The sequence below is a fragment of the Maribacter caenipelagi genome, assembly GCF_004364175.1.
Lineage (GTDB): Bacteria > Bacteroidota > Bacteroidia > Flavobacteriales > Flavobacteriaceae > Maribacter > Maribacter caenipelagi.
On the sequence record NZ_SNZW01000013.1, the window covers coordinates 564,827 to 589,926 of the forward strand.

Below are 25,100 nucleotides of genomic sequence, written 5' to 3' on the forward strand. Positions count from 1 at the left end.
TAGTTCAACTTTATCTTTAGGTTATTGAAATTATTGGTGATAAGAATTTATAATTGGAGTTGGTCAATTTTCTAGATTCTGAATGATTTCCTTAAGTTTGACGATTAGCATGAATAATATGACCCCGAAAATCGTTAGGCTTAAAGAGAAAAAAGTGGTCGGATTATCTACCGAGATGAGTTTGGTGGATAATAGAACTTCTGAACTTTGGAAAAACTTTAGACAACGAAGCTCAGAAATTGTCAATAGGTCTTCTGATGATTTTATTTCCTTGCAAGAATACCCTGCTAACTATTTTCAGGAATTTTCTCCTATTACAAAGTATGTGAAGTGGGCTTGTGTTGAGGTTGAAGATTTCAATTCTGTTCCTGAAGGAATGAATGGGCTTGTTTTGGATGGCGGACTATTTGCCGTATTCAATTACAAGGGGACCGCACAGAACTTACAAGCTTTTTTTCAATATATTTATGAGGAATGGATAGTTAAATCTGATTATAATTTAGATGACCGTCAACATTTTGAAGTGTTGGGTTCTAGATATAAAAACAATGATCCCGATTCAGAAGAAGAAGTGTGGATTCCGATAAAAGCAAAATGAAAGACTCCGAAAAAGCCCCTTGGTATTATTTATTATTGCTGATTTTAGCAGGGGAGAGTGTCTTTATTTTACCCTTTGTTTTACAACGCGTTTTTAGACCAACCGTTTTAAAGGTTTTTGAGCTTGATAATGTTTCGTTGGGTTTATGCTTCTCTGTATATGGTTTTGTTGCTTTGGTTTCCTACTTATTGGGCGGACCTTTGGCGGATAAATTTCAGCCAAGAAAATTGATAGCTATAGCACTTTGGATGACCGCTTTGGGCGGATTGGTTTTTGCTACTTTTCCTGATTATTTTACCCTACAATTACTTTATGGCTTTTGGGGGTTCACGACGATATTTCTCTTTTGGTCACCTATGATAAAAGCAACTCGTGTTTGGGGCGGTCAAAGTTCTCAAGGGAAAGCTTTCGGATTTTTAGATGGGGGGAGAGGTTTGGTAGGCGCACTTTTTGGGACGTTGGGCGTACTTGTCTTTTCTCATTTTATGTCGGCAGATTTGGAAGTAGCCTCTTTAGAAGAAAGTAGGTTTGCCTTTAGGTATGTGATATTGACTTCATCAGCTATAGTTTCTATTGTAGGAGTTTTGGTGTGGTTTTTTATGCGATTACCTGCAAGTATTGAAAATGAGATTGTTATTGAAAAAATTACTATTTCCCAAATTAAAGAAGTACTTCGTTTACCTTCGGTTTTACTATTGATGATTATTATTTTATGTGCTTATGTAGGGTATAAAATCACCGATGTTTTTTCGCTTTATGCGCAAGATGTTATGTTGTACAATGAGGTAGAATCTGCAGAAGTAGGTACATTCTTATTATTCGTAAGACCTATTGTTGGCGTTTTTATAGGGGTAATTGCAGATCGCTCTAGACCAAGCCTGTTTTTATTGATCGGTTTTGTAATAGCGGTGGTGGGCTCCTTAATATTTGCTTCAGGAATGGTTTCAGATGTTTCTTATTTTATATTCTTATTCTCTATTATGATTGTGGCATTAGGGGTTTATGCCATTCGTTCGTTATACTTCGCCGTCATGCAAAGCGGTAAGATTCCGTTGGTGTTAACAGGTACTGCGGTAGGTTTAATTTCACTGATAGGGTATACTCCTGATATTTTTGCTGGCCCCGCAATGGGTTATTTATTAGATGCATCACCCGGCTTAAAAGGACATCAACATGTATTTTATATGCTAGCTGTATTTTCTTTTATTGGAGCAATAGCGGGGTTCAGATATTTTCAACTTTATGGCAAACCATTCAATGACGAATCCAAAAAATCTTAATTTATTATTATCCGGAGTCATAGTCATCATAGCCGGTATAGTCTATGGTGGTCACCCTACCTATATTATGCCTGAACTCTTAGGTTTTGAAGTGGTTGATTTAGAGCTAAAGAATATGCTGCGTGCGGTAATGGGTATTTATATGGGTGTAGGGCTGTTTTGGATATTGGGGTCCTATAAAACGAAACTTTGGTATGGAGCAACCTTAAGTAATATGCTCTTTATGGGCGGAATTTCATTTGGTAGAATAATAAGTACAATCTTTGACGGCGTATCACCGCTATTTACTCCAGCATTATTTTTAGAATTAATATTTTTCGGATGGGGATTTTATAATCTCAAAAAGTATACGGAAATAGAGTAGCTGTAGTACTCTTTAGAAATCTAATTTCTTTTTACGAAGTTCAAAGTTTTGACCTAAGTATACTTTACGTACCATTTCATCGGCAGCCAATTCTTCAGGTTCACCAGACTTTAGAATGCCACCTTCGAACATCAGGTAAGAACGCTCTGTAATAGCAAGCGTTTCTTGAACGTTGTGATCGGTAATAAGTATACCAATGTTTTTGTCTTTTAACTGCGCTACAATACGCTGTATGTCCTCTACAGCTACAGGGTCAACCCCTGCGAATGGCTCATCAAGTAGAATGAATTTTGGATCGGTAGCCAAAGCACGTGCAATTTCAGTTCTTCTTCGCTCACCACCAGATAATAAATCACCACGACTTTTACGAATGTGACCTAGACCAAATTCTTCAATTAGCGACTCCATTTTCATGTGTTGCTCTTTTTTGCTCAATTTGGTCAATTGAAGTACACTCAGAATATTCTTTTCTATACTTAGCTTTCTAAAGACCGATGCTTCTTGCGCCAGATATCCAATACCATTTTGAGCTCTTTTATACATGGGGAATTTGGTGATCTCCATATCATCTAAATAGATACTGCCACCATTTGGTTTTATAAGACCAACAATCATGTAAAAGGAGGTTGTTTTACCAGCACCGTTTGGTCCTAGTAATCCTACAATTTCACCTTGGTTTACCTCAAGAGAAATTCCTTTAACCACCCTACGACCTCTGTAGGACTTCATTATATTGTCGGCACGTAACTTCATGTTTTCAAATCTATTGGTTATTGGTCTGTTAGAAAAGTAATTGGCGATTTTTTAACCTTGTAGGTTTTCTAATTCTTCCCAATATTCATAGGCTCTTCTTAAATGCGGAATTACAATAGTACCACCAACCAAGGTTGCTATACTCAAAGTTTCCATGATTTCTTCTTTAGAAACACCTTCGTTATAAGAACTTTCCAAGTGATACTTAACACAATCATCGCAACGTAATACTGTTGATGCTACAAGACCTAATAACTCTTTGGTCTTTACATCTAACGCACCAGCAGCAAAGGCATTGGTATCTAAATTAAATATGCGTTTTACAATTTTATTGTTATCAGCCAATAACTTATCGTTCATCTTAGAACGGTAGGCATTAAATTCTTCAATTTGGTTTGACATTTTTATTTTTCTTTTTTTCTTTTTCAGCTTTTCTTCTTTCTTTTCTCAATACCATTCCAGATATAAATATACTAATCTGGTATAGTACTATTACCGGTATGGCAACTATAATTTGACTTGTAACATCTGGTGGGGTAATTACCGCAGAAAGTATCAAAACAACTACCAAAGCAATTTTTCGGTACTTTTTCATTAATTCTGGCGTAACCAAACCTACTTTGGTCAAAAAGAAAATGACAATCGGTAACTCGAATAAAATACCACAAGCAAGTACAGATATTTTTAGTGTGCCTATGTAAGAATCTAAATCGAATTCGTTTAAGACGGAGTCACTTACAACATAAGATCCTAAGAAGTTAATAGAAAGTGGAGCTACGATATAGTAGCCGAATAAAACACCAATAAAAAATAAGATGGAGGCGATTAGTATAAATCCGCGGGAGTTCTTGCGTTCATTTGCATGAAGCCCCGGACTAATAAATTTCCACATTTCATATAGAATGTAGGGAAATCCAAGAATTACACCAGCCCAAATAGAAGTCCAGATGTGGGCAGAAAACTGTCCGCCCATTTCGCGACTCTGTATAGAGAATGGGAATTCATCACCACAAAAAGAGGAATCTATTACTGTAAAAGATTGTACTTTATTTAACCACGTAGCGATATCACAAAAAAAGCGATACGTTGGAAAATCCATATTCTTAGGTCCGAAAATAATCGTATCGAAGATGAAACCTTTCATCAAAAAGGCAACACTTCCAATGATAACAACAGCTAATACGGATCTAATTAAGTGCCATCTTAATTCTTCTAGATGATCAAGAAACGACATCTCGTTTGGTGGCGTGGTAGTTTTGGAACTCATTATAAAATACCTTCGTTTATTAAATTATGTAAATGGATAACACCAACATAGGTATCCTTATCCATGGCCAACAATTGTGATATTCCCTTTTTTTGCATGTGCTCCAAAGCTTTAATAGCCAGAGTATTTGCAGGTATGGTTTTAGGGTTTGTGGTCATGATGTCTTTGGCAGTTAACCCTTTAATATTATCATGCTTGTTTAGCATGCGTCTAATATCGCCATCAGTTACGATACCAACAACTTTTTCGCCATCAAGAACAGCAGTTACCCCTAACATTTTTTTAGAGATTTCTACGATTACTTTTTTTACCTCTTCATCTTTTTGAACTTGAGGCACTTGGTTTTTGCTTACTAGGTCTGCTACTTTTAAATATAATCTCTTTCCTAGAGATCCACCTGGGTGGTATTTTGCAAAATCTGAACTACTGAAACCTTTAATTTCCAAAAGAACAATTGCAAGGGCATCGCCCATAACTAATTGGGCTGTAGTACTTGTTGTAGGTGCTAGTCCGTTAGGGCAAGCTTCCTTGTCAACATGAGTATTTAGAATAAAATCAGCTTGTTTTGCCAAAAAAGAATCAGTGTTCCCTGTCATGGCTATTAGCTTATTTGTACCTCTTTTTATCAGTGGAACCAACATCTTTATTTCTGGTGTATTTCCGCTGTTAGAAATGCAGATAACAACATCATTTTCTTGTACGGTTCCCAAGTCTCCGTGGATAGCATCGCCGGCATGCATAAAAATTGCGGGAGTACCCGTAGAATTCAGAGTAGCTACAATTTTGGTGGCAATGATAGCGCTCTTTCCAATACCGGAAATTATGACGCGTCCTTTTGCTTCAATAATGCAGTTTACGATACTAGCAAAATCATTGGTTAAAAGTGCGGAAAGTTTTGCTATAGCATCACGCTCAGTTTCAATGGTTTTTTTCGCTAAGCCAATAATGGTGTCCGTTGCAATCAATCTATTATTCAAATTATGGATTGTATTCCTAAAAGAATGTATTATCTTTAAGATGACAAAATTAAACAAACTTAATTTTAAATGCTGATTATCGCATAATAATTTAGAAACGCCAAGCTTGGTATTTTATAATTTTGTTCACTTATAAATTTAAAAGTAAGTAGTGTCCCCTTAAATGTAAAATGTGACAGACAGTAAAGAATTTGACAATATCGATTTACATTCCTCTTTAAAAAAATATTTCGGTTTTTCTCAGTTTAAAGGACTTCAGGAAGAAGTAATCAAGAATGTTTTAAGACAGAATAACACGTTTGTAATTATGCCTACAGGTGGTGGTAAATCAATGTGCTATCAATTACCGGCGCTTATGCAAGAGGGTACGGCAATTATTGTATCCCCATTGATCGCTTTGATGAAGAACCAGGTAGATGCCATTCGTGGAGTGTCTTCTGAAATAGGAATTGCCCATGTTCTAAATTCCTCTTTAAACAAGGGGGAGATAAAGCAGGTAAAGCAAGATATAACGGATGGTGTTACCAAGTTGTTATACGTTGCACCAGAATCGCTGACAAAAGAAGAGAATGTTGAGTTCTTGCGCTCCGTTACCGTTTCTTTTGTTGCGGTAGATGAAGCACATTGTATATCTGAATGGGGTCATGACTTTAGACCTGAGTATAGAAATCTCAAATCTATAGTAGAACGATTGGGAGATAATATTCCTATTATTGGGCTAACCGCTACGGCGACTCCAAAAGTTCAAGAAGATATCATAAAGAATCTAGGTATAGGTGGTGCAAAGCTTTTTAAAGCTTCATTTAACCGCCCTAATCTTTTTTATGAAGTACGTACCAAAACAGAAAATATTGAGGCAGATATCATCCGTTTTGTAAAACAAAATTCTGGTAAATCAGGAATTATATATTGCCTAAGCCGTAAAAAGGTGGAGGAATTAGCGCAAGTGTTGCAGGTAAACGGCGTAAGCGCCGTGCCATATCATGCAGGATTCGATGCTAAAACAAGATCAAAATATCAAGATATGTTCTTGATGGAAGATGTAGATGTGGTAGTTGCAACCATTGCCTTTGGTATGGGGATTGATAAGCCAGATGTACGTTTTGTAATTCACCATGATATTCCGAAAAGTATCGAGAGTTACTATCAAGAAACCGGTAGAGCTGGTCGTGATGGTGGTGAAGGACATTGTTTGGCCTATTATTCTTATAAAGATATTGAGAAGCTAGAGAAGTTCATGTCGGGCAAACCAGTTGCTGAACAAGAAATAGGTAATGCTCTATTACAAGAAGTGGTGGCGTATGCCGAAACCTCTATGTCTAGGCGTAAGTTTATGCTTCATTATTTTGGTGAGGAATTTGACGAGGTCAATGGTGAAGGTGCCGAAATGGATGATAATACCCGAAATCCTAAAGAAAAAGAAGAAGCTAAAGATAATGTTGAGAAGCTGCTTAAAGTGGTAACTGGTACTAGTGAAAAATTTAAGTCAAAGGAGATTGTTAATACTTTACGTGGAAAAACTAATGCCATTATCTCATCACATAAAACCAATGAAAAGGACTTTTTTGGAATTGGTTCCGATAAAGATAAAAGCTATTGGATGGCGCTTATTCGCCAGACATTGGTTGCAGGACTTCTAAGGAAAGAGATAGAGCAATACGGAGTATTGCATGTTACTGATAATGGTAAGGAATTTTTGGCTAAACCATCATCTTTTATGATGACTAAAGATCATGTGTATAATGCTGAGAATGATAATGCTATAGTTGGTGCCGCAAAATCTGGTGGTATTGCCGATGAGAAGTTATTGAAACAATTAAAAGATTTACGAAAGGCTCAGGCCAAGAAATTAGGTGTACCGCCATTTGTAGTATTTCAAGATCCATCATTGGACGATATGGCTTTGAAATACCCGATATCGCATGAAGAGTTATTAAATGTTCATGGTGTAGGTGAGGGTAAAGCGAAAAAATATGGTAAGCCTTTTCTAGCTTTTATTAATACGTATGTTGAGGAAAATGAAATTATAAGACCAGATGACCTTGTAGTTAAAAGTACAGGTGCAAATTCTGCTTTGAAATTATATGTGATACAAAATGTAGATAGAAAATTACCGCTGTCTGATATTGCTTCTTCTAAAGGATTAGAAATTCCGGATTTGATCAAAGAGATGGAACAGATTGTATACAGTGGTACTAGGTTAAATCTTAATTATTGGATTGATGATATCTTAGATGAAGATCAGCAAGAAGAGATTCATGAATATTTTTTAGAATCTGACACAGACGATTTAGAAGAAGCGATGTCTGAATTTGATGGTGAATATGAAGAAGAAGAATTGAGATTGTACCGCTTAAAATTTATTAGTGAAGTAGCGAATTAATCACTATCATACGCTTAAGTTCTATTTTTCTTAAGTTGATTAAATGTATATTTATTGGAAGTCTAGTATAGATAGAACACAATTTTCTATTTATACTGGACTTTTTTTATTTCGTCTATTTTAGATAAACCATACTTTGGTTTTTATTTTCACTCATAATCAATTGATATTTAATACATTATATTTTGTTTAACTTTTTTATTTAAAATTTAAACAAAATTTAAGATAATCTACTTTACTTCCGTACTACATTTACAGAAATCTAAAAAAAAAGAACTATGAAAATTTTAAAAATTACAATGTTAAGTGCTCTAGCGTTATTCGCAACAACTATTTCTGCCCAGTCTGAAACTATTGTAGATGTAGCGGTAGGTAATGAAAATTTTACAACTTTGGTTGCAGCGGTTACAGCTGCTGATTTGGTAGAAACATTAAGCAGCGAAGGTCCGTTTACGGTATTTGCTCCTGTAAACAGTGCATTCGAGGCTTTACCTGCTGGTACTGTTGAATCTTTGTTAGAGCCGAGCAGTAAAGATGCGTTGAGTGGTTTGTTAACGTACCATGTGGTATCTGGTAAGTATGCAGCTGCAGATGTTATCAAAGCTATTACAGATAACAACGGTTCTTTCGCTGTAAAGACGGTACAGGGTGGTACAATCATTTTATCATTGAATGGTGATAAAGTAATGTTAGAAGACGAAAAAGGAAATATGGTCACTGTAATAATAGCTGATGTTGCTGCTAGCAATGGAGTTATTCATGCAATAGATGCTGTGGTAATGCCAAAATAAGTAAATCAAATTACTTGTAATAAAAATCCCTTTGTAATTCTTATAATAGAATGGCAAAGGGATTTTTTCTAAACGCTACTTTAAGCTTTTAAAATTTTCTAACGAGCAGCTGTACCGCGGTTACTTGATTTATCTTTTCGTAATTGTCTTTGTATTTTTTTGATGGCAGATTCTATAGATTTTTCTGGTTCAATAATATTGTATTCTCCCCAGAAATCTGGATCAGCAAAACCAATAGCTTCATCACTTAATATAATAGAAGACTTCATTCTATCTTTATATTTTGGAAAGGCATTATCAGTATTTTTTTCCCAATCTGTAATGGCCATTTCACAGTTCATGCTGTATACGGAATTGAACAAACGTTTGTCCCAATTGATTTTGAATTCTAATAATACATTACTATACCCGTAATACCATTTACCATCTTTTTCTCTGTAATCTACGCGATACGATACTTCTGTTGGCCACACTTCAGCATTTTTAGGCTTTCTTCTGACGAACATTTGAGAAGCCAATCTTTTATCCGTAATATTAAGAGAGTAAATAGCGCTGGTCAGAATCTTGTTTTCAGCATCGATATATAATTTGCCGTTATATAATTGGTCGATTATTTCAGGCTTTTGTTTAAAATTGATAACATAAATTAGCTGATTATTTACACGTGTAGAAGTGTCAAAAGAGAAATCATAGTAGTTTAAGGTTTCTTCGGTAAAGATATATTTAGGGTATTTTACCATATCAACAAATAAAGTGTTGAACGGACCTCCCTGAAGTTTTAGAGCTACAGTATCTAACTTAGTGTAGTCAGTGCTTTTACGCGCTTTGTAAAGCTCTAGAGCATCAGTCTTATTAGAAGAGTATGGAGTTTTATAAATGTTCACTACCGCTTCAGAAAGACTCACATTTGTTCTTCTCTTTTTAATGGTTTCTCGGTAAAAGGCAGTCATTACAGTACTTTCATTTAAGTAGTTGTCGCCTTTTCTGTTCAATGTTTCTTTTACTAGTGCTTCTGCATCATTAGGGGCATCAATATTAGCTTCAGGTAATGCCATCACAAATTCTGTCATTAAGATTTTGTTCTTCTCCTCCTTTAAATCTGTAATAGCAATCTGTTTTGTTTTGTATCCTAAAAAAGCAATTGTTAGTTTGTTCTCTGAATACTCATTTGGGACTTTAAGTGAAAACTGTCCTTCTGAGTTGGTGATAGTGGTTACATTGGTGTTGTCTACGGTAAGTGTAGCGAAAATTAATGGTTTCTTACTATCTGCATCTATTACTTCGCCAGTATATTCGGTGTAATTGATTGTTTGGGCAAAAACAGAATTGAGACCTGATCCTGCAAATAGAAAAAGTATTAATAGATACTTTAGACTATAGTGTCTAATAACGGTGTGAATTTTTTTTGACATAGTGTAGCTTTTTGTTTTAAGATAATGATTTTTAGTTAATTAAGCACCTTGTTTATGCTTAAATTAACGGAGATGATCGAAAAGAGAAAAAGTACTGATTGCGTAACTATTTATTACTATCAAATGTTTTTGATGACGTGCTAACCAATCTATTTATTTCTTTCAATTCGTCTTCTGTTAAATCTCTCCATTTACCAACGGGAACATCTAACTTAACATTCATGATTCTAATCCGTTTCAATTTCTTGACCCTATAATCTAAATATTCGCACATTCTACGAATTTGTCTGTTAAGACCTTGAGTAAGAATGATACGGAATTGATATGTACTCACTTTAAAAACTTCACATTCTCTTGTTACTTGGTCTAGAATAGGAATTCCTTTTCGCATTCTATTTAAAAAATCTGTAGTAATAGGTTTGTCTACCGTTACCAAATATTCTTTCTCGTGATTGTTACGGGCACGTAAAATTTTATTAACGATATCACCATCATCGGTTAAGAATATGAGGCCTTCACTAGGTTTGTCAAGTCTTCCGATAGGGAAAATACGCTTCGGGTAGTTGATGTAATCTATAATGTTATCTTTTTCAACTCCGGTGTCTGTAGTACAAACAATGCCTATTGGTTTGTTGAATGCCAAATACGTAGATTTTCCTTTCGGTTCTTTTATTAATTCGCCATCTACTTTAACAACATCGCCAGCTGAAATTTTAGTTCCCATTTCGGGTACTTCTCCATTAATAGTTACTCTGCCTTGTTCAATAAGCTTATCTGCAGCTCTACGTGAGCAATAACCTGCTTCACTGAGGTATTTGTTTATCCTTGTTTTATTGGCATTGTCTTGCATAGTCAGCTTGCTGTTTCTATTGTTGTTTACGAATTACTTCTTGTAGGTAAATCTCTCGTCCTAATTGTGCTAAAAACGGAATTCCGATTTCGTCATACTCATAAGCGTCGTCATTAAAAATACCATCTTTGTTTGCTAAAATTGTTGCAGTTAATAGAAAGTCGATACTCTTTTCTGTGTCCTTTATATATGCGCAGTCGGTTAGCGTGCCATAGGCAAAACCTACTTTATTATAAATTTTAATGTGCTCTGGTATGTCTTTCTTAGTATCGCCATACATGAAAAATTTACAATAGCCATCGTAATATGTTGCTGGGTCATAACCGACTTTTTGAGGTACGGTATGCATTGCTTTTAGAAGATGTGTTCGTTGTTCGGTATTAATGTCAAAACGTTCCGATGAATCAAAATTCTCTGGAAATACTACTCTTTTCAATAGGTTGTGTTGCGATGAAATAGGGTAGTAGTTTTTTTGACTAAAATCGAATGGATCTTCAATTAGCTCATCATCTTCATAAAAACCTATTCCCTTTTCTATTTCTAAAAGTTCTAGCTTCTTAGGTGTTTTGTTCAGTAAAGATTTAGTGATGCCCGTTGTTGAGTCGTTTAAATAAATAATTAAGGGCTTGGTTCTTAAGTCATCTGAATGATATCCTAATCTGTGGCTAAGTCTAATAGGAGATATTCCCTTTTTCTTTAAATTCTGATTAATGGCTTCGAATCCTAAAAACTCTACCAATCTATTGTTTGCTAAATTATCGCTAATTGCAAAAATGTCAGATACATCTTTGGCAACCGTACTTTCAATGGTATCGCCTTCTATATAATATTTGGTTTTTATACTTAAGCTATCTATTTGGTTAAGCTTTTCTAATGCTAGTACGGCAGTTGGGAATTTAACCGTGCTCGCCGGATAAAAATACATGCTATCGTTTACTTGAAAATCATAGTCGGTAAATACAACACTGTCATTTCTTCTATCAATTTGTGTATATCTAATTTGAACTTGATAGTCTTCAATGCTATCCATAACTCTTTTTATTCTAGAGTCGTCTGAAGATAGGGCAACTTCAAGAAAATTTAAATTCTGCTTCTCTTGAGCGCAAGAAGACAAAAGAATACAACATATAAACAGAAGAAAGTGCTTCATATTAGTATGTTTTATGGAGTATAGACTTCTCCACGATGAGGTTTTAATAAATCTCTTACCGTAATCATCTCTTTTTCTTCAACAACCATGAAAGCAATGCTATACATGTCATTAAGTTCTTTAAAACCTGTGATATTTAAAGCGGTTTTTTCCACAGCTATGAATTCATTCAAATGCTTAACATGATGTTCTGCCGTTTTTAATGCTGCAGGACCTCTAAAATCCCATATTAGTTTTATCTGTCGGTTCAAAAATTTGTAGTGTTTGATTATAAAATAAAGTACACAAATTTAGCTAAAAAATGGCAGTTTATAATCAGTTTCAAGCGAGATTGCTATTTTGTGAATCGCTATTTTTAATTGATTATTAGCTATTTGTTATATCTTGTAAGCCCTAAAAACGTGTTAAGTAAATCATTAAGCATTTGCACACGATTTGGATATTACTATTTTTGCTCGATGTTTTTTAAGAAATCAATGTTTTTACTCCGTAAATTATTCCCTATAGTAACTATCGGGCTAATATCTATTGTCTTTATTTCATGTGACGGTCTTTTTAAGAAAGATGAAGAGAAGAAGGTCATTGCCAGGGTAGGTGAGTCTTTTTTATACGAAGATGACCTAGAGCCGTTATTAACTGAAAATATGACTAAAGGCGATAGTGCTTCTTTTGCTATCAACTATATAAATAATTGGGCTTCTAAACAATTGTTACTATCTAAGGCTAAGATTAACTTATCAGAAGAAAAACTGGCAGAATACAATGCGCTGGTAGATGATTATAGAACTGAGCTGTATACTAGGGTTTATAAAGAGGCATTGGTGGCACAGGCAACCGATTCAGTTATTACAGATGAGCAATTAAGTTCGTTTTACGAGAATGCAAAAGAGAATTTTAAACTGAAAGAGCAAATTGCAAGGATACGTTTTGTTGCACTGCCAAAAGGCTTTTTAGATCAAGATGAGGTTGCTAAGCGGTTAAAAAGATTTAAAAAAGATGACATTCGGTATTTAGATTCTATTGGTGTTCAATTCACTAAATTGAATTTTAACGATTCTATATGGGTGCGATACACTAGAATATTCGAAGAAATACCCCCAATTACAGCAGACAATGCCAATAAGTACTTAAAAAATTCACAATTTTTTGAATTGGAGGATTCAATCGGGGTATATTTGGGAAAAATAGAAGAAACGAAGGATGTTAATGACATTGCACCGTTATCTTTTATTAAGCCTACTATTGAACAAGTATTATTGAGTCGTAGAAAAATGGACTACCTGCGCAAATTAGAAACCGAATTATTAGATGAAGCAATCAAGGATAATGAATTTGAAGTTTTCGAAAACAAAAAATAGTATTTACATAGTTGCAGCTTTGCTGTTCTCCGGAATTGCAACAGCACAAGATTCTATACCAAGCGAATCGGCTAATGAAGCTGAGCCGATGGAAACTATAGCAGAAGCAGCCCCCGTGAAGAAAGACTCTTCAATTAATTTTAAAAGAATTAAACTAGATGGTATCGCCGCTGTTGTTGGCGATTACGTAATCTTAGATTCTGATATTGAAAAAACACTTATTGATCTTAAAAGTCAAGGTGCATCTACGGAAGATATTACCCATTGTGGACTTTTAGGAAAGTTGATGGAAGATCGTTTGTACGCTAACCAAGCAGTTCAAGATAGTATTTTGGTATCTGATGATGAGGTAAATGCTACCGGTGATCGTCAATTACAGTCTTTGGTGCAACAGATCGGTTCTATGGACAAGGTGCTGAAGTATTACAAAAAAGTGGATGAAGCTACTTTTAGAGAAGAGCTTTATAAAATAAACAAGTTACGTATGCTATCTGAGCGTATGCAACAAGATATAATTAAAGAAATTGAAATTACACCTGAAGAGGTGCGTCAGTTCTTTAATAAAATTCCTGAAGATGAACGTCCGGTATTTGGTGCTGAGTTAGAGATTGCCCAGATTACTAAAGAGCCAGAACCATCGGAAGAAGAAAAACAAAAGGTAATAGATAAATTGAATCAGATCAAGGCAGATGTTGATGACAACGATGCTAGTTTTAGTGTAAAAGCAATTTTATATTCTCAAGATCCCGGTTCAAAATCAAAAGGTGGTTTTTATAGTATTACCAAAGACACTGGTTTTGATAAGAAATTTAAAGATGTGGCTTTTAGTCTAAGGGAAGGTGAAGTTTCAGAGCCTTTTGAAACTGCTTTTGGTTACCATATTATTTATATCGAAAAGATTAGAGGTCAAGAGTTAGATTTAAGACACATTTTGGTTATACCAGAAATATCTCAAAATGTAATGGATGAAGCGAAAGCGGAGTTAGATAGTATTCGCAAGAAAATTATTGATGGCGAATTTACGTTTGCAGAAGCTGCTTTAAATTTCTCTGATGAGAAAGAAACAAAATTTGATGGTGGATTGTTACGTAACCCTGTAAACTTTGATTCTAAATTTGAGTTGACTAAAATGGATCCTACGTTATACAACCAAGTTCAGAATTTGAAAGATAATGAAATAACATATCCTGTATTAGAAGAAGATCCAAGAGGTGGTGCACCAAAATATAAGATTCTAAAGATCACCAATAGATACGATGAGCATATTGCTGATTTCTCTAAAGATTATACCAAAATTCAAGAATTGGCACTTACTGAAAAGAAATACAACGCCATTAAAAAATGGATGGACAAACATATTGAAGATACCTATATTAGTGTGAACGATGAGAACAAAGATTGTGAGTTCGCTAATAATTGGGTAAAAGAATAATATATGTCAGACGTTGCAGCAATAGAACGCCTAGTAGTAAAACATGCTGAGCTTAAAAAGGAAATAGCCAAAATCATTGTAGGTCAAGATGAGGTTATTGAACAGATACTGCTTTCTATTTACACAGGTGGTCACTCATTGTTGATCGGCGTACCAGGTTTGGCAAAAACTTTAATGGTGAATACCATTGCTCAAGCATTAGGTCTTGATTTTAAGAGAATACAATTTACACCCGATTTAATGCCAAGTGATATTCTTGGTAGCGAAGTATTAGATCAGAATAGAAACTTTAAGTTTATAAAAGGTCCTATATTTTCAAATATTATTTTGGCAGATGAGATTAATAGAACTCCGCCAAAAACGCAAGCAGCACTTTTAGAGGCTATGCAAGAAAGAGCGGTAACGATTGCCGGTCATCAGCATAAATTAGATTTACCGTATTTTGTATTAGCAACTCAAAACCCAATTGAGCAAGAGGGTACCTACCCTTTGCCTGAGGCGCAATTGGACCGTTTTATGTTCGCTATAGAATTAAAATATCCATCTGTAGCAGAAGAAATTCAGGTGGTAAAAAATACTACTGCAGATAGAAAGCAAGTGATTAATCCGCTATTCAATTCAAAAGATATTTTAGCTATTCAAGATTTGGTACGTAGAGTACCAGTTGCCGATAATGTTGTCGAGTATGCGGTAAAATTGGTAAACAGTACAAGACCTAACTTAGACTCGGCTTCCGATTACGTAAAACAATATTTAGATTGGGGAGCTGGTCCTAGAGCATCTCAAAACCTTATTTTGGGGGCAAAGGCAAATGCGGCTATTCATGGTAAATTTTCTCCAGACATTGAAGATGTGCATGCCGTAGTCAAAGGTATACTGCGTCATCGTATTATTAAAAACTACAAAGCGGAAGCAGAAGGCATCAGTGAAGAGGATATTATTGATAAACTACTCTAATAAATACCTATTTTTCTCCATTTTCGTAAAGAATTAAACAAAATTGCTGTCATTATTGTTTGATATTTACACTCATTCTGCCTCATTTGAGAAAAAGCAGGTAATCATACTTATTTAATTTTAAATACGTTCTATATTACGTAATTTTACGAAATTGCGTTAACTTAAATTTAAAGAACAGATGACATTTAATATTGATATTATTAGAAAAGTATACTTTATTCTTATCCGGTAAATAATTAATTTATAATCAATATTTTCTGTCAAGTTACAGTTCTTGTGATAGTATTTTCATCCACAAGTCTTCAGAAAGGAATATGAAAATCAATACAGCAATTTCTCAACCAAATTAATATTCAAATCACTTTTTAATGAGCATTTATAAAGATTACTTAAAGGAGATTGATGAGCGTAAAGTTCAAGGTCTTCACCCAAAGCCGATTGATGGAGCTGAATTACTTAGCAAAATTATTGAGCAAATTAAAGATGTCGATAATGAGTATAGAGAAGATTCTCTTAACTTTTTTATCTATAACGTTTTACCTGGTACCACTAGTGCCGCTGTGGTTAAAGCTAAATTTTTAAAAGAAATAGTTCTTGGTGAGTCGGTTGTAAAAGAGATTACTCCTTCTTTTGCTCTTGAACAATTATCTCACATGAAGGGTGGTCCTTCAGTAGCTGTTTTATTAGATGTAGCTTTAGGTTCTGATGTTTCATTGGCCAAACAAGCAGCTGAAGTATTAAAAACACAAGTTTTCCTTTATGAAGCAGATACTACTCGTTTAGAAGAAGCTCTAAATAACGGTAGTGCAGTTGCAAGAGATATTATAGAAAGCTATGCCAAGGCAGAGTTTTTCACAAAGCTTCCTGAAATTGAAGAAGAAATACAAGTAGTTACTTATATCGCAGGTGTTGGTGATATTTCTACAGATTTATTATCTCCAGGTGGTGATGCGCACTCAAGGTCAGATCGTGAATTACATGGTCAATGTATGTTTGAGCATAATAAGGAGATGCAAAATGAATTATTGGCTTTAAAAAAGGAGCATCCGGATAAGCGTGTTATGCTTATTGCAGAAAAAGGAACAATGGGAGTTGGTTCTTCTAGAATGTCGGGCGTGAACAACGTAGCATTATGGACAGGTGTACCTTTTAGTAAATATGTGCCATTTATCAATTTTGCTCCAGTAATTGCAGGTACCAATGGTATTGCTCCAATTTTCTTGACGACTGTTGGTGTAACCGGTGGTATTGGTTTAGATCTTAAAAACTGGGTAAAGCAAAAAGATGAAAATGGTAATACTATAGTTGATGCAGATGGTGAACCAATTTTAAAGCAAATGTATTCTGTAGCAACAGGTACGGTGCTTACAATTAATACCAAAGAGAAGAAATTATATCATGGTAAAGTAGAATTGAAAGATGTCTCTGCAGCATTTACGCCTCAAAAAATGGAGTTTATGAAAGCAGGAGGTTCTTACGCTGTTGTTTTTGGTAAAAAACTACAAACTTTTGCATCTAAAGTACTAGGTATCGATGTTGTACCTGTGTATGCACCATCAAAAGAAATTACTATTAAGGGTCAAGGCTTAACAGCAGTAGAAAAAATATTCAATAGAAATGCAGTAGGTACATCAGGTGCAACGTTACACGCTGGTTCTTATGTACGTGCAGAAGTAAATATTGTAGGTTCTCAAGATACTACAGGTTTAATGACTTCTCAAGAATTAGAGATGATGGCCGCAACGGTTATTTCTCCAATTGTTGATGGAGCGTATCAATCTGGTTGTCATACAGCTTCTGTTTGGGATGATAAGTCTAAGGCTAACATTCCAAGATTAATGAGCTTTATGAACGATTTTGGTTTAATTACCGGTCGTGATCCAAAAGGGAAATATTTTCCAATGACAGATGTTATTCATAAAGTTTTGAATGATATTACTGTTGGTGATTGGGACATCATTATTGGTGGAGATTCGCATACACGTATGTCTAAAGGTGTTGCTTTCGGAGCAGATTCTGGTACAGTAGCTTTAGCACTTGCTACAGGTGAAGCTTCAATGCCGATTCCTGAGTCGGTTAAAGTAACCTTTAAAGGGCAAATGAAATCTTATATGGATTTCCGTGATGTAGTTCACGCAACACAACAACAAATGTTAAAGCAATTTGGAGGTGAAAACGTTTTTCAAGGTCGTGTAATTGAAGTACACATTGGAACGCTTACTTCAGATGAAGCTTTTACATTTACAGACTGGACGGCAGAGATGAAAGCAAAGGCGTCTATCTGTATTTCTGAAGATGAAACTTTAATTGAATCTTTAGAGATTGCAAAAGGTCGTATCCAAATCATGATCGAGAAAGGAATGGACAATGCCAAGGGAGTTCTTCAGGGGTTAGTCGATAAAGCAGAAACTAGAATTACAGAACTTAAAACGGGTATTAAACCATCTTTAAGACCAGATGCAAATGCCAAATATCATGCAGAAGTTGTTATCGATTTAGATGAAATTGCTGAACCAATGATTGCTGATCCAGATGTTAATAATGATGATGTATCAAAACGTTATACGCATGACAACATTAGACCATTATCTTACTATGGCGGTACTAAAAAAGTAGATTTAGGTTTCGTAGGGTCTTGTATGGTTCATAAAGGCGATATGAAAATATTAGCTCAAATGTTGAAAAACATTGAAGAGCAAAAGGGGAAAGTAGAGTTTAAAGCTCCTTTAGTAGTTGCACCACCAACCTACAATATTGTTGATGAATTGAAGGCAGAAGGTGACTGGGAAGTGCTTCAAAAGTACTCTGGTTTCGAATTTGATGATAATGCTCCGAAAGGTTTGGCACGTACCAAGTATGAAAATATGCTATACCTAGAGCGCCCAGGTTGTAATCTTTGTATGGGTAACCAAGAAAAGGCAGAACCAGGTGATACGGTAATGGCAACATCAACCCGTTTGTTTCAAGGTAGAGTTGTAAAAGATTCTGGTGAGAAAAAAGGGGAGTCTTTATTATCTTCTACTCCAGTAGTAGTTTTATCTACAATATTAGGTAGAACACCTACTATGGCAGAATATGAAGCTGCTGTTGATGGTATTGTTTTAACGAAGTTTAAGCCTTCAACAAAGCAATTGGTTAGATAGTCAGTAAATGACGAATTTATATTAAAAATGCCTGAGTTTTAACTCAGGCATTTTTTGTTAATATTCAAATCTATTTATTGAGTATAAATAGATTTGAATATTAAGGTCATTTTAATAACTAATTTTAAACTGCATTTTTCCAATCTAAAAGAATTTGTTTTGCAAATGTTTCGCATTGGTTTAGAGTGTCTTTTATGTGGTCTAATGTCGTGTCAGGGTTAATTAAGCACATTCTAATAACCACTTGATTTTGTAAAACAGTAGTTACTAAAAGCGCCTCTTTTGATGCTACAACTCTTGCTGAAATCTCTTGATTTAATTTATCTAATTGCACTTCTGATAATTTTGTTTCTAACGGATTGTATCTGAAATTAATAATAGCTAAAGTTGCTAGCGACACAATTTCCCAATTTCCGCTTTCTCTTAATATATCCTCCGTTTTATCGGCTAAATTAATGTTATAGGTAATTGCTTGTTTAAAAGCATCCAAACCATACGTTTTTATAGACATATAAAACTTTAGGGCTCTAAACCTTCTTGTTAATTGAATACCGTAATCATAAAAATTAATTTCTGATTCGTTACCTTCTATATCTCTTAAATATTCTGGTTTTTCACTAAAAGTATTACTTAACCAAGATGCATCTTTGACTAGTAGGCATCCAATTTCATAAGGTTGAAAAAACCATTTATGAGGGTCTACCGTTAAAGAATCTGCACGCTCAATACCTTGTAAAGCTTTACTTCCTTTATCTGATAAAATTGCAGCTGCACCATATGCCCCATCAATATGAAACCAAAGCTTTTCTTTTTCACAAATATCTGCTAAAGTGTCTAAAGGATCTACCGTACCGGTATTGGTAGTACCGGCAGATGCGATAATGCAAAAAGGCTTTCTACCTTCTATTTTATCTTTTGCAATTTCATTTTTAAGTTTATTAATGCTTATTTTAAATTCTAAATCTGTAGGTATTATTTTAATCTGTTCTTTTTTAAAACCTAAGACCCTAATTGCTTTAATGTTTGAAGAATGTGCTTGGTCTGATAAGTAAATAATGGCATTAGAAAAATCGTCACCGCATTTTATTCTTCTTGCAGTAACTAAAGCCGTTAAATTTGCCATAGAACCTCCACTTGTGAAAATTCCTCCGCCTTTTTTTATTGGAAAATTAAACATTTTCAACAACCAATTTAAAGTAACGATTTCTAATTCTGCTGCTGCGGGCGCAACAATCCATCCGCCAGAAAAAATATTAAATCCTGTTGCTAAAGAATCTGAAATTGCACTTATATAATTGCTTGGTCCTGGTACAAAAGAGAATGATTTTGGATGACCAGAAATATTAGAATTAGGTATTACATTGTCCATAACAAAGTCTAATACTTTGTCTGCAGTCATTCCTTTATCTGGAGCCTCTTGTAAAAAAATAGAATCCATTTCTTTTCTAGAAGCGATACTTACGGGGTTTTTACTCTCAATTTCTGTATAATGCTCAACAATTAAGTCTACAATCTTATAACCATAAGATTGCATTTCTTCTTTTGATAAGTGAAAGGGTGATTTCATGAAGTTTTTAATTTGGTGTAAAGTACATGAAGTTTAAATCATATAAAAGTTTGTATTAATTAAGATGAATTATAGTGGTGATAAATGCTCTTTTGATAAAATATTGGTCAATTATTATATGAAATACAAACCTAGTATAAAAGTTGTAACCCGATTAAAGAGATAAATAAATACCATTTTAGAATATTAAGTGCCTTATTACCCATGCTAGAGTGTTTTGTTTTTACTTTTTATAATCATTCTTAATTTCATATGCGCTCTTAAAATCTCTGTACATTTCGTATCTTGTACAGATAAGATAGATTAACAATATTTATAAATAGATTTTATGGCTTTTGACATAGATATGATTAAAAAGGTTTACGCTTCCATGTCGGAACGTGTAGACAAGGCAAGAGAGATTGTGGGTAAGCCGCTTACTCTTTCAGAAAAGATTTTATATTCTCACTTATGGGAAGGTAGCCCGACTAAACCATTTACAAGAGGTAAAGACTATGTTGATTTTGCTCCGGATCGTATAGCTTGTCAAGATGCAACGGCTCAAATGGCTTTATTGCAGTTTATGCAAGCAGGTAAGCCAAAGGTTGCTGTGCCAACTACGGTACACTGTGATCACTTGATTCAGGCTAAAAGTGGTGCTACTGCCGATCTAAAATCAGCGAACACTACAAGTGCAGAAGTTTTTGATTTCTTAGAGTCTGTTTCTAATAAATATGGAATTGGTTTTTGGAAACCGGGTGCTGGTATTATTCACCAAGTTGTATTGGAGAATTATGCTTTTCCTGGAGGAATGATGATCGGTACCGATTCACACACCGTAAACGCGGGTGGATTGGGCATGGTAGCTATTGGTGTTGGTGGCGCAGATGCTGTTGATGTTATGGCAGGTATGGCCTGGGAACTTAAATTTCCAAAACTGATAGGTGTTAAGTTAACTGGAACTATTTCTGGATGGACAGCACCAAAAGATGTAATATTAAAAGTTGCCGAAATTCTGACCGTTAAGGGTGGAACAGGAGCAATTGTTGAATATTTTGGTTCAGGTGCAAAATCTTTATCATGTACAGGTAAAGGTACTATTTGTAACATGGGTGCAGAAATAGGAGCAACAACTTCTACTTTTGGTTACGATGAGTCTATGGAGCGCTACTTAAGGGCTACTGATAGAGCCGATATCGCTGACGCAGCAAATAAGGTCAAAGAGCATTTAACTGCAGATGCTGAGGTATATGCAAATCCTGAGCAATATTTCGATGAGGTTATTGAAATTAACCTATCAGAATTAACACCATTGTTGAATGGTCCTTTTACACCAGATTTATCTACGAAAGTGGGTAAAGACATGACAGAGAAGGCTACATCTCATGAATGGCCATTAGCTGTTGAGTGGGGATTAATAGGTTCTTGTACCAACTCTTCTTATGAAGATTTATCCAGAGCTTCTTCAATCGCACAGCAAGCTATTGATAAAGGTATTAAAATGAAAGCCGAATTAGGTATTAATCCTGGTTCTGAGCAAGTTAGATATACGGCAGACCGTGATGGTATTCTTGGAATATTCGAGAAATTGGATGCCAAGATTTTTACCAACGCATGTGGACCATGTATTGGTCAATGGGCACGTTACAGTGACCCAAAAAATGCTCCAAAAAACAGTATCGTTCACTCTTTCAATAGAAATTTTGCAAAACGTGCAGATGGTAACCCAAATACGCACGCATTTGTTGCTTCACCAGAAATTACAGCTGCAATTGCAATTTCAGGTAGATTAGATTTTAACCCGATGACGGATAAACTAATCAATGAAAAAGGTGAAGAAGTAATGTTCGATGAGCCAACAGGATGGGAATTGCCTCCTAAAGGTTTTGCAGTAGAAGATGCCGGTTTTCTTGCACCTGATGAAGATGGATCTGGTGTTGAAGTTAAAGTTGCTTCAGATTCTGAACGTTTACAGTTGTTAGAGCCGTTTACACCTATAAAAGACGAAAGCTTAATGGGTGCCAAATTATTGATCAAAGCATTTGGTAAGTGTACTACGGATCATATCTCTATGGCAGGACCATGGTTACGTTTTCGTGGTCATTTAGATAATATTTCTAATAACTGTTTAATTGGAGCTGTTAATGCATTTGGACATAAGACTAACCTGGTTAAAAATCAATTGAACGGAGAATTTGGCGGTGTACCAGATACGGCAAGAGCTTACAAGGCAGCTGGGATTAGAAGTATCGTTGTAGGTGATCATAATTATGGAGAAGGTTCTTCGCGCGAGCATGCTGCAATGGAACCACGTCATTTAGGTGTTGCTGCGGTAATTGTAAAGTCATTCGCACGTATACACGAAACAAACCTTAAAAAACAAGGTATGTTAGGATTAACTTTTGCGAACGAAAGTGATTATGACCTTATTCAAGAAGATGATACATTTAATTTTATAGATATAGCAGAGTTTGCGCCAGATAAGCAATTAACCGTAGAGGTTGTTCATGCTGATGGCAGCAATGATGTAATCAAAGTGAACCATACATATAATGCCGCACAAATAGGGTGGTATAGAGAAGGTTCTGCTTTAAACGTTATTAAGAGGGAAAATGCCTCATAATTCAACAACTCAAAATTTGTAAGGAAAACTCCTGATATTAATCAGGAGTTTTTTAGTTTTGACCCCTATCTAACTTTTATGACCAGACAAACGGTTTTTACCTTATTGATCATTGCTTTTGTAATTTCTTTTTTCGTTACCCCTTTGGGTGATTATAGCAAAATTATTCTTAATAGGGTGTTTGCCACTTCCCCGACAATTATTAAATCTGAAAATCGTGGTAGGATAACGGACTATGATTGGAAGTTAAAAGATCAGAATTGGAAATTATTTAATTTTGATGAGGCAAAGGGTAAGGTCGCGTTCATAACTTTTTGGACTTCATGGCATATGCCTTCTCAAGCGCAGTTAAAAGACGTGCAGTACCTTTATGATACTTATGGCGACAAGATGAAGTTCTATGTTATTACTAACGAGGAAAGAGCTCCTGTAGAACTTTTTATGAGTAAGCAAGGCTATACCTTTCCTGTAACGTATCAAATTATTGGAGAGCCTAGTCCTGTATCATTGTTGAAACCACCAGGTTCATACCTAATCGATAAAGCTGGTTCAATAGTAATTCACCAAAATGCTATTTCAGACTGGAGTAACGAAAAGGTAAATAGGCTTTTAAACGAATTGATATCGGAGTAATCAGATGTCTCAAATTACAACAATAACTTTCTTTAGATATACTACTTTTTTTAATAAGCTGTGGGCTTTTGTAATGATGCAATTTGCGCACAGCCCATTAAAAAAAGTCAATGGTCTGCAAGAGTATAAACTCATGGGAAGCGGAAAGGATGGTTTTGATCCTTTTGCAGATTGGTCGGTTTATGCATTGCTTCAAATATGGGAAAATGAAGATGCGGCAAATAACTTTTTTTCTACCTCTATTTTAATTGAACGCATTATAAAAAGGACTAAAGAACGGTATACCCTATTTTTGAAAAACACCAAATCTAGAGGTTTTTGGTCTGGTGAAAATCCCTTTATAGAAAGTGATACTATAAGTCAAAATAATCCCTTTATCGCGGTAATTACTAGAGCTACGATAAAAACTTGGTCATTATACAAATTTTGGAAGTATGTTCCAACTTCTCAAAGTCCACTAGCGGGTAATAGCGGATTAATTTATACAAAAGGAATAGGTGAAGTTCCCTTTTTGCAAATGGCTACATTTAGTATTTGGAAGGATGAAGAATCTTTAAAGCAATTTGTGTATAGAAGTAAAGAACATGCAAGGGCAATAGTAAAAACAAAAGAGCTAGACTGGTATAGTGAGGAATTATTTTCGCGCTTTCAGCCTTATAAATCCATAGGAAATTGGAAGGGTATTGATGAGCTTCCTTTTTAATTCTAGAAATAAAAGTATAAAAAGAAGACGAACTGTGCCAAATATAAATTCAGTGATAATATTCGGTGTCCCTGAATATTTAAAATTTTTATAATGGACTGAAATATAATTCCCACTAAAAACCAGGTCCAATAATTTTCAAAAGTTGGACTACCTCCAGCGAATTCCCAAAAGTCAAAAATTGGTGCGCTTTTTTCCATTAAAAAATCTAGAAGAACCATTAAACCTGCAGCTCCAATAATTTTAATTCTATAAGATAGCTTTGTGAAGTCTAATATACTTGCTGTAATAAAGGTTAAAAGTGCCCAGTAAGCTCCAGTTAAATACGGTACACCATCTAACTTAGGTCCAAAATTATTTCCATATTCATATTCTCCGAATAAAATTTGATAGTTTACCCCAAGCCATTCGGCAAGCATACCACCAATAAAAAATAAGAGTAAAGCACCAGTTTTTTTTATATTGTTAATAGGGTAAATTAGTAAAAACAGTAAAAAAGAAAGTCCAAGATTTATGGGTGTTTTTTTTATGAACCAGTCTAAATAGCCCAATGATATTCCAATAATTGCAGAAATATGAAATAGCCATATTATACCAACACTTAAGCGAACTTTATTTTTAACGAAGACATCAATCATATTCTTCAGATTTGGGCACAAGGTCGCCTATAATTTTAGCGGAAAGTAAACATAAAGGTATGCCGCCACCTGGGTGAACGGAACCTCCACAGAAATATAAATTTTTAATTGTGTTAGAAAAGTTTGGGTGTCTTAGAAATGCTGCAAATTTATTATTACTTGCCGCCCCGTAAAGCGCTCCACGATATGAACTTGTGTTTTTTTCAATGCTTACAGGGTCCAAAATATGTTCGGTGATA

23 protein-coding genes are annotated in these 25,100 nt (G+C 35.0%); 12 read left to right on the forward strand and 11 right to left on the reverse strand.

The window, feature by feature from the left end:
- Positions 1–118 precede the first annotated feature (118 nt).
- Genes DFQ03_RS07425 through DFQ03_RS07435 form a run of 3 tightly spaced genes read left to right on the forward strand, consistent with a single transcriptional unit; the run spans position 119 to position 2,242 of the window.
- On the forward strand, positions 119–598 hold the full coding sequence (locus DFQ03_RS07425; protein WP_133672531.1) for a GyrI-like domain-containing protein: 480 nt from the start codon (positions 119–121) through the stop codon (positions 596–598).
- Entirely contained in the window at positions 595–1,878 is a 1,284-nt protein-coding gene (locus tag DFQ03_RS07430) for an MFS transporter (RefSeq protein WP_133672532.1), read from the forward strand. Before DFQ03_RS07425 ends, DFQ03_RS07430 begins: the two co-directional genes overlap by 4 nt.
- Positions 1,856–2,242, forward strand: coding sequence for a DUF4345 domain-containing protein (locus DFQ03_RS07435; RefSeq protein WP_243834446.1), 387 nt, complete (start codon positions 1,856–1,858; stop codon positions 2,240–2,242). Before DFQ03_RS07430 ends, DFQ03_RS07435 begins: the two co-directional genes overlap by 23 nt.
- 12 nt (positions 2,243–2,254) lie before the next feature.
- On the opposite strand, the gene lptB is transcribed toward DFQ03_RS07435, so the two are convergent.
- From lptB to DFQ03_RS07455, 4 genes are read right to left on the reverse strand one after another with little or no spacing between them, the layout of a single operon-like run.
- A complete protein-coding gene (gene lptB / locus DFQ03_RS07440; RefSeq protein WP_027064458.1) occupies positions 2,255–2,995 on the reverse strand; it encodes an LPS export ABC transporter ATP-binding protein in 741 nt (246 codons plus the stop codon).
- Between the two features lie 51 nt (positions 2,996–3,046).
- Entirely contained in the window at positions 3,047–3,397 is a 351-nt protein-coding gene (locus tag DFQ03_RS07445; protein ID WP_133672534.1) for a carboxymuconolactone decarboxylase family protein, read from the reverse strand.
- Positions 3,381–4,262 (reverse strand): twin-arginine translocase subunit TatC, encoded by an 882-nt coding sequence (tatC, locus tag DFQ03_RS07450; protein ID WP_133672535.1) that lies wholly within the window; start codon positions 4,260–4,262, stop codon positions 3,381–3,383. The genes DFQ03_RS07445 and tatC overlap by 17 nt, the downstream gene beginning before the upstream one ends.
- On the reverse strand, positions 4,262–5,239 hold the full coding sequence (locus DFQ03_RS07455; protein WP_243834447.1) for a KpsF/GutQ family sugar-phosphate isomerase: 978 nt from the start codon (positions 5,237–5,239) through the stop codon (positions 4,262–4,264). The genes tatC and DFQ03_RS07455 overlap by 1 nt, the downstream gene beginning before the upstream one ends.
- A gap of 172 nt (positions 5,240–5,411) precedes the next feature.
- Here DFQ03_RS07455 and recQ point away from each other — a divergent pair, with 172 nt between their 5' ends.
- On the forward strand, positions 5,412–7,622 hold the full coding sequence (gene recQ / locus DFQ03_RS07460) for a DNA helicase RecQ (protein ID WP_243834448.1): 2,211 nt from the start codon (positions 5,412–5,414) through the stop codon (positions 7,620–7,622).
- A gap of 299 nt (positions 7,623–7,921) precedes the next feature.
- Positions 7,922–8,413 carry a fasciclin domain-containing protein gene (locus DFQ03_RS07465; RefSeq protein WP_243834455.1) on the forward strand — a complete coding sequence of 164 codons (492 nt, stop codon included), beginning with the start codon at positions 7,922–7,924 and terminating at the stop codon, positions 8,411–8,413.
- A gap of 98 nt (positions 8,414–8,511) precedes the next feature.
- Here DFQ03_RS07465 and DFQ03_RS07470 read toward each other — a convergent pair whose 3' ends face one another.
- The 4 genes from DFQ03_RS07470 to DFQ03_RS07485 form a co-directional block, all read right to left on the reverse strand.
- On the reverse strand, positions 8,512–9,825 hold the full coding sequence (locus DFQ03_RS07470) for a carboxypeptidase-like regulatory domain-containing protein (protein ID WP_133672537.1): 1,314 nt from the start codon (positions 9,823–9,825) through the stop codon (positions 8,512–8,514).
- Between the two features lie 106 nt (positions 9,826–9,931).
- On the reverse strand, positions 9,932–10,675 hold the full coding sequence (gene rluF, locus DFQ03_RS07475) for a 23S rRNA pseudouridine(2604) synthase RluF (protein WP_133672538.1): 744 nt from the start codon (positions 10,673–10,675) through the stop codon (positions 9,932–9,934).
- Positions 10,676–10,691: 16 nt separating this feature from the next.
- Positions 10,692–11,825, reverse strand: coding sequence for a serine hydrolase (locus tag DFQ03_RS07480; RefSeq protein WP_133672539.1), 1,134 nt, complete (start codon positions 11,823–11,825; stop codon positions 10,692–10,694).
- 11 nt (positions 11,826–11,836) lie between these two features.
- Positions 11,837–12,076 (reverse strand): hypothetical protein, encoded by a 240-nt coding sequence (locus tag DFQ03_RS07485; protein ID WP_133672540.1) that lies wholly within the window; start codon positions 12,074–12,076, stop codon positions 11,837–11,839.
- A 225-nt stretch (positions 12,077–12,301) separates the two neighbouring features.
- On the opposite strand from DFQ03_RS07485, the gene DFQ03_RS07490 reads away from it, so the two are divergent.
- From DFQ03_RS07490 to DFQ03_RS07505, 4 genes are all read left to right on the forward strand, one after another.
- On the forward strand, positions 12,302–13,183 hold the full coding sequence (locus DFQ03_RS07490; protein ID WP_243834449.1) for a peptidyl-prolyl cis-trans isomerase: 882 nt from the start codon (positions 12,302–12,304) through the stop codon (positions 13,181–13,183).
- Positions 13,152–14,615: a peptidylprolyl isomerase gene (locus DFQ03_RS07495; RefSeq protein ID WP_394346261.1), complete on the forward strand. Its 1,464-nt coding sequence runs from the start codon at positions 13,152–13,154 to the stop codon at positions 14,613–14,615. The genes DFQ03_RS07490 and DFQ03_RS07495 overlap by 32 nt, the downstream gene beginning before the upstream one ends.
- Before the next feature lie 3 nt (positions 14,616–14,618).
- Complete coding sequence (locus DFQ03_RS07500) at positions 14,619–15,572, forward strand: AAA family ATPase (protein ID WP_133672543.1); 954 nt, start codon at positions 14,619–14,621, stop codon at positions 15,570–15,572.
- Positions 15,573–15,943: 371 nt separating this feature from the next.
- A complete protein-coding gene (locus tag DFQ03_RS07505; RefSeq protein ID WP_133672544.1) occupies positions 15,944–18,718 on the forward strand; it encodes a bifunctional aconitate hydratase 2/2-methylisocitrate dehydratase in 2,775 nt (924 codons plus the stop codon).
- Positions 18,719–18,842: 124 nt separating this feature from the next.
- On the opposite strand, the gene DFQ03_RS07510 is transcribed toward DFQ03_RS07505, so the two are convergent.
- Positions 18,843–20,285: a pyridoxal phosphate-dependent decarboxylase family protein gene (locus DFQ03_RS07510; RefSeq protein WP_133672545.1), complete on the reverse strand. Its 1,443-nt coding sequence runs from the start codon at positions 20,283–20,285 to the stop codon at positions 18,843–18,845.
- 328 nt (positions 20,286–20,613) lie between these two features.
- On the opposite strand from DFQ03_RS07510, the gene DFQ03_RS07515 reads away from it, so the two are divergent.
- The 3 genes from DFQ03_RS07515 to DFQ03_RS07525 all read left to right on the forward strand — a co-directional run bounded on the left by DFQ03_RS07515 (position 20,614) and on the right by DFQ03_RS07525 (position 24,223).
- Complete coding sequence (locus tag DFQ03_RS07515) at positions 20,614–22,887, forward strand: aconitate hydratase (protein WP_133672546.1); 2,274 nt, start codon at positions 20,614–20,616, stop codon at positions 22,885–22,887.
- Positions 22,888–22,965: 78 nt separating this feature from the next.
- On the forward strand, positions 22,966–23,520 hold the full coding sequence (locus tag DFQ03_RS07520) for a TlpA family protein disulfide reductase (RefSeq protein WP_133672547.1): 555 nt from the start codon (positions 22,966–22,968) through the stop codon (positions 23,518–23,520).
- Positions 23,521–23,524: 4 nt separating this feature from the next.
- On the forward strand, positions 23,525–24,223 hold the full coding sequence (locus DFQ03_RS07525) for a DUF3291 domain-containing protein (protein WP_133672548.1): 699 nt from the start codon (positions 23,525–23,527) through the stop codon (positions 24,221–24,223).
- A gap of 2 nt (positions 24,224–24,225) precedes the next feature.
- On the opposite strand, the gene DFQ03_RS07530 is transcribed toward DFQ03_RS07525, so the two are convergent.
- Both DFQ03_RS07530 and DFQ03_RS19195 read right to left on the reverse strand, forming a co-directional pair.
- Positions 24,226–24,861: a carotenoid biosynthesis protein gene (locus DFQ03_RS07530; protein ID WP_133672549.1), complete on the reverse strand. Its 636-nt coding sequence runs from the start codon at positions 24,859–24,861 to the stop codon at positions 24,226–24,228.
- Entirely contained in the window at positions 24,854–25,084 is a 231-nt protein-coding gene (locus DFQ03_RS19195) for a hypothetical protein (RefSeq protein WP_317128166.1), read from the reverse strand. Before DFQ03_RS19195 ends, DFQ03_RS07530 begins: the two co-directional genes overlap by 8 nt.
- Between the last annotated feature and the right edge of the window lie 16 nt (positions 25,085–25,100).

Excerpts from the sequence above, each read along its gene's own strand:
- lptB (WP_027064458.1), bottom strand. The coding sequence starts at position 2,995 with ATGAAGTTACGTGCCGACAATATAATGAAGTCCTACAGAGGTCGTAGG.
- DFQ03_RS07520 (WP_133672547.1), top strand. The coding sequence starts at position 22,966 with ATGACCAGACAAACGGTTTTTACCTTATTGATCATTGCTTTTGTAATT.
- DFQ03_RS07490 (WP_243834449.1), top strand. The coding sequence starts at position 12,302 with ATGTTTTTACTCCGTAAATTATTCCCTATAGTAACTATCGGGCTAATA.
- DFQ03_RS07470 (WP_133672537.1), bottom strand. The coding sequence starts at position 9,825 with ATGTCAAAAAAAATTCACACCGTTATTAGACACTATAGTCTAAAGTAT.
- DFQ03_RS07500 (WP_133672543.1), top strand. The coding sequence starts at position 14,619 with ATGTCAGACGTTGCAGCAATAGAACGCCTAGTAGTAAAACATGCTGAG.
- DFQ03_RS07425 (WP_133672531.1), top strand. The coding sequence starts at position 119 with ATGACCCCGAAAATCGTTAGGCTTAAAGAGAAAAAAGTGGTCGGATTA.
- DFQ03_RS07510 (WP_133672545.1), bottom strand. The coding sequence starts at position 20,285 with ATGAAATCACCCTTTCACTTATCAAAAGAAGAAATGCAATCTTATGGT.
- rluF (WP_133672538.1), bottom strand. The coding sequence starts at position 10,675 with ATGCAAGACAATGCCAATAAAACAAGGATAAACAAATACCTCAGTGAA.
- DFQ03_RS07480 (WP_133672539.1), bottom strand. The coding sequence starts at position 11,825 with ATGAAGCACTTTCTTCTGTTTATATGTTGTATTCTTTTGTCTTCTTGC.
- DFQ03_RS07430 (WP_133672532.1), top strand. The coding sequence starts at position 595 with ATGAAAGACTCCGAAAAAGCCCCTTGGTATTATTTATTATTGCTGATT.
- DFQ03_RS07465 (WP_243834455.1), top strand. The coding sequence starts at position 7,922 with ATGTTAAGTGCTCTAGCGTTATTCGCAACAACTATTTCTGCCCAGTCT.
- DFQ03_RS07435 (WP_243834446.1), top strand. The coding sequence starts at position 1,856 with ATGACGAATCCAAAAAATCTTAATTTATTATTATCCGGAGTCATAGTC.
- DFQ03_RS07495 (WP_394346261.1), top strand. The coding sequence starts at position 13,152 with ATGAATTTGAAGTTTTCGAAAACAAAAAATAGTATTTACATAGTTGCA.
- tatC (WP_133672535.1), bottom strand. The coding sequence starts at position 4,262 with ATGAGTTCCAAAACTACCACGCCACCAAACGAGATGTCGTTTCTTGAT.
- DFQ03_RS07530 (WP_133672549.1), bottom strand. The coding sequence starts at position 24,861 with ATGATTGATGTCTTCGTTAAAAATAAAGTTCGCTTAAGTGTTGGTATA.
- DFQ03_RS07505 (WP_133672544.1), top strand. The coding sequence starts at position 15,944 with ATGAGCATTTATAAAGATTACTTAAAGGAGATTGATGAGCGTAAAGTT.
- DFQ03_RS07525 (WP_133672548.1), top strand. The coding sequence starts at position 23,525 with ATGTCTCAAATTACAACAATAACTTTCTTTAGATATACTACTTTTTTT.
- DFQ03_RS07515 (WP_133672546.1), top strand. The coding sequence starts at position 20,614 with ATGGCTTTTGACATAGATATGATTAAAAAGGTTTACGCTTCCATGTCG.
- DFQ03_RS07445 (WP_133672534.1), bottom strand. The coding sequence starts at position 3,397 with ATGTCAAACCAAATTGAAGAATTTAATGCCTACCGTTCTAAGATGAAC.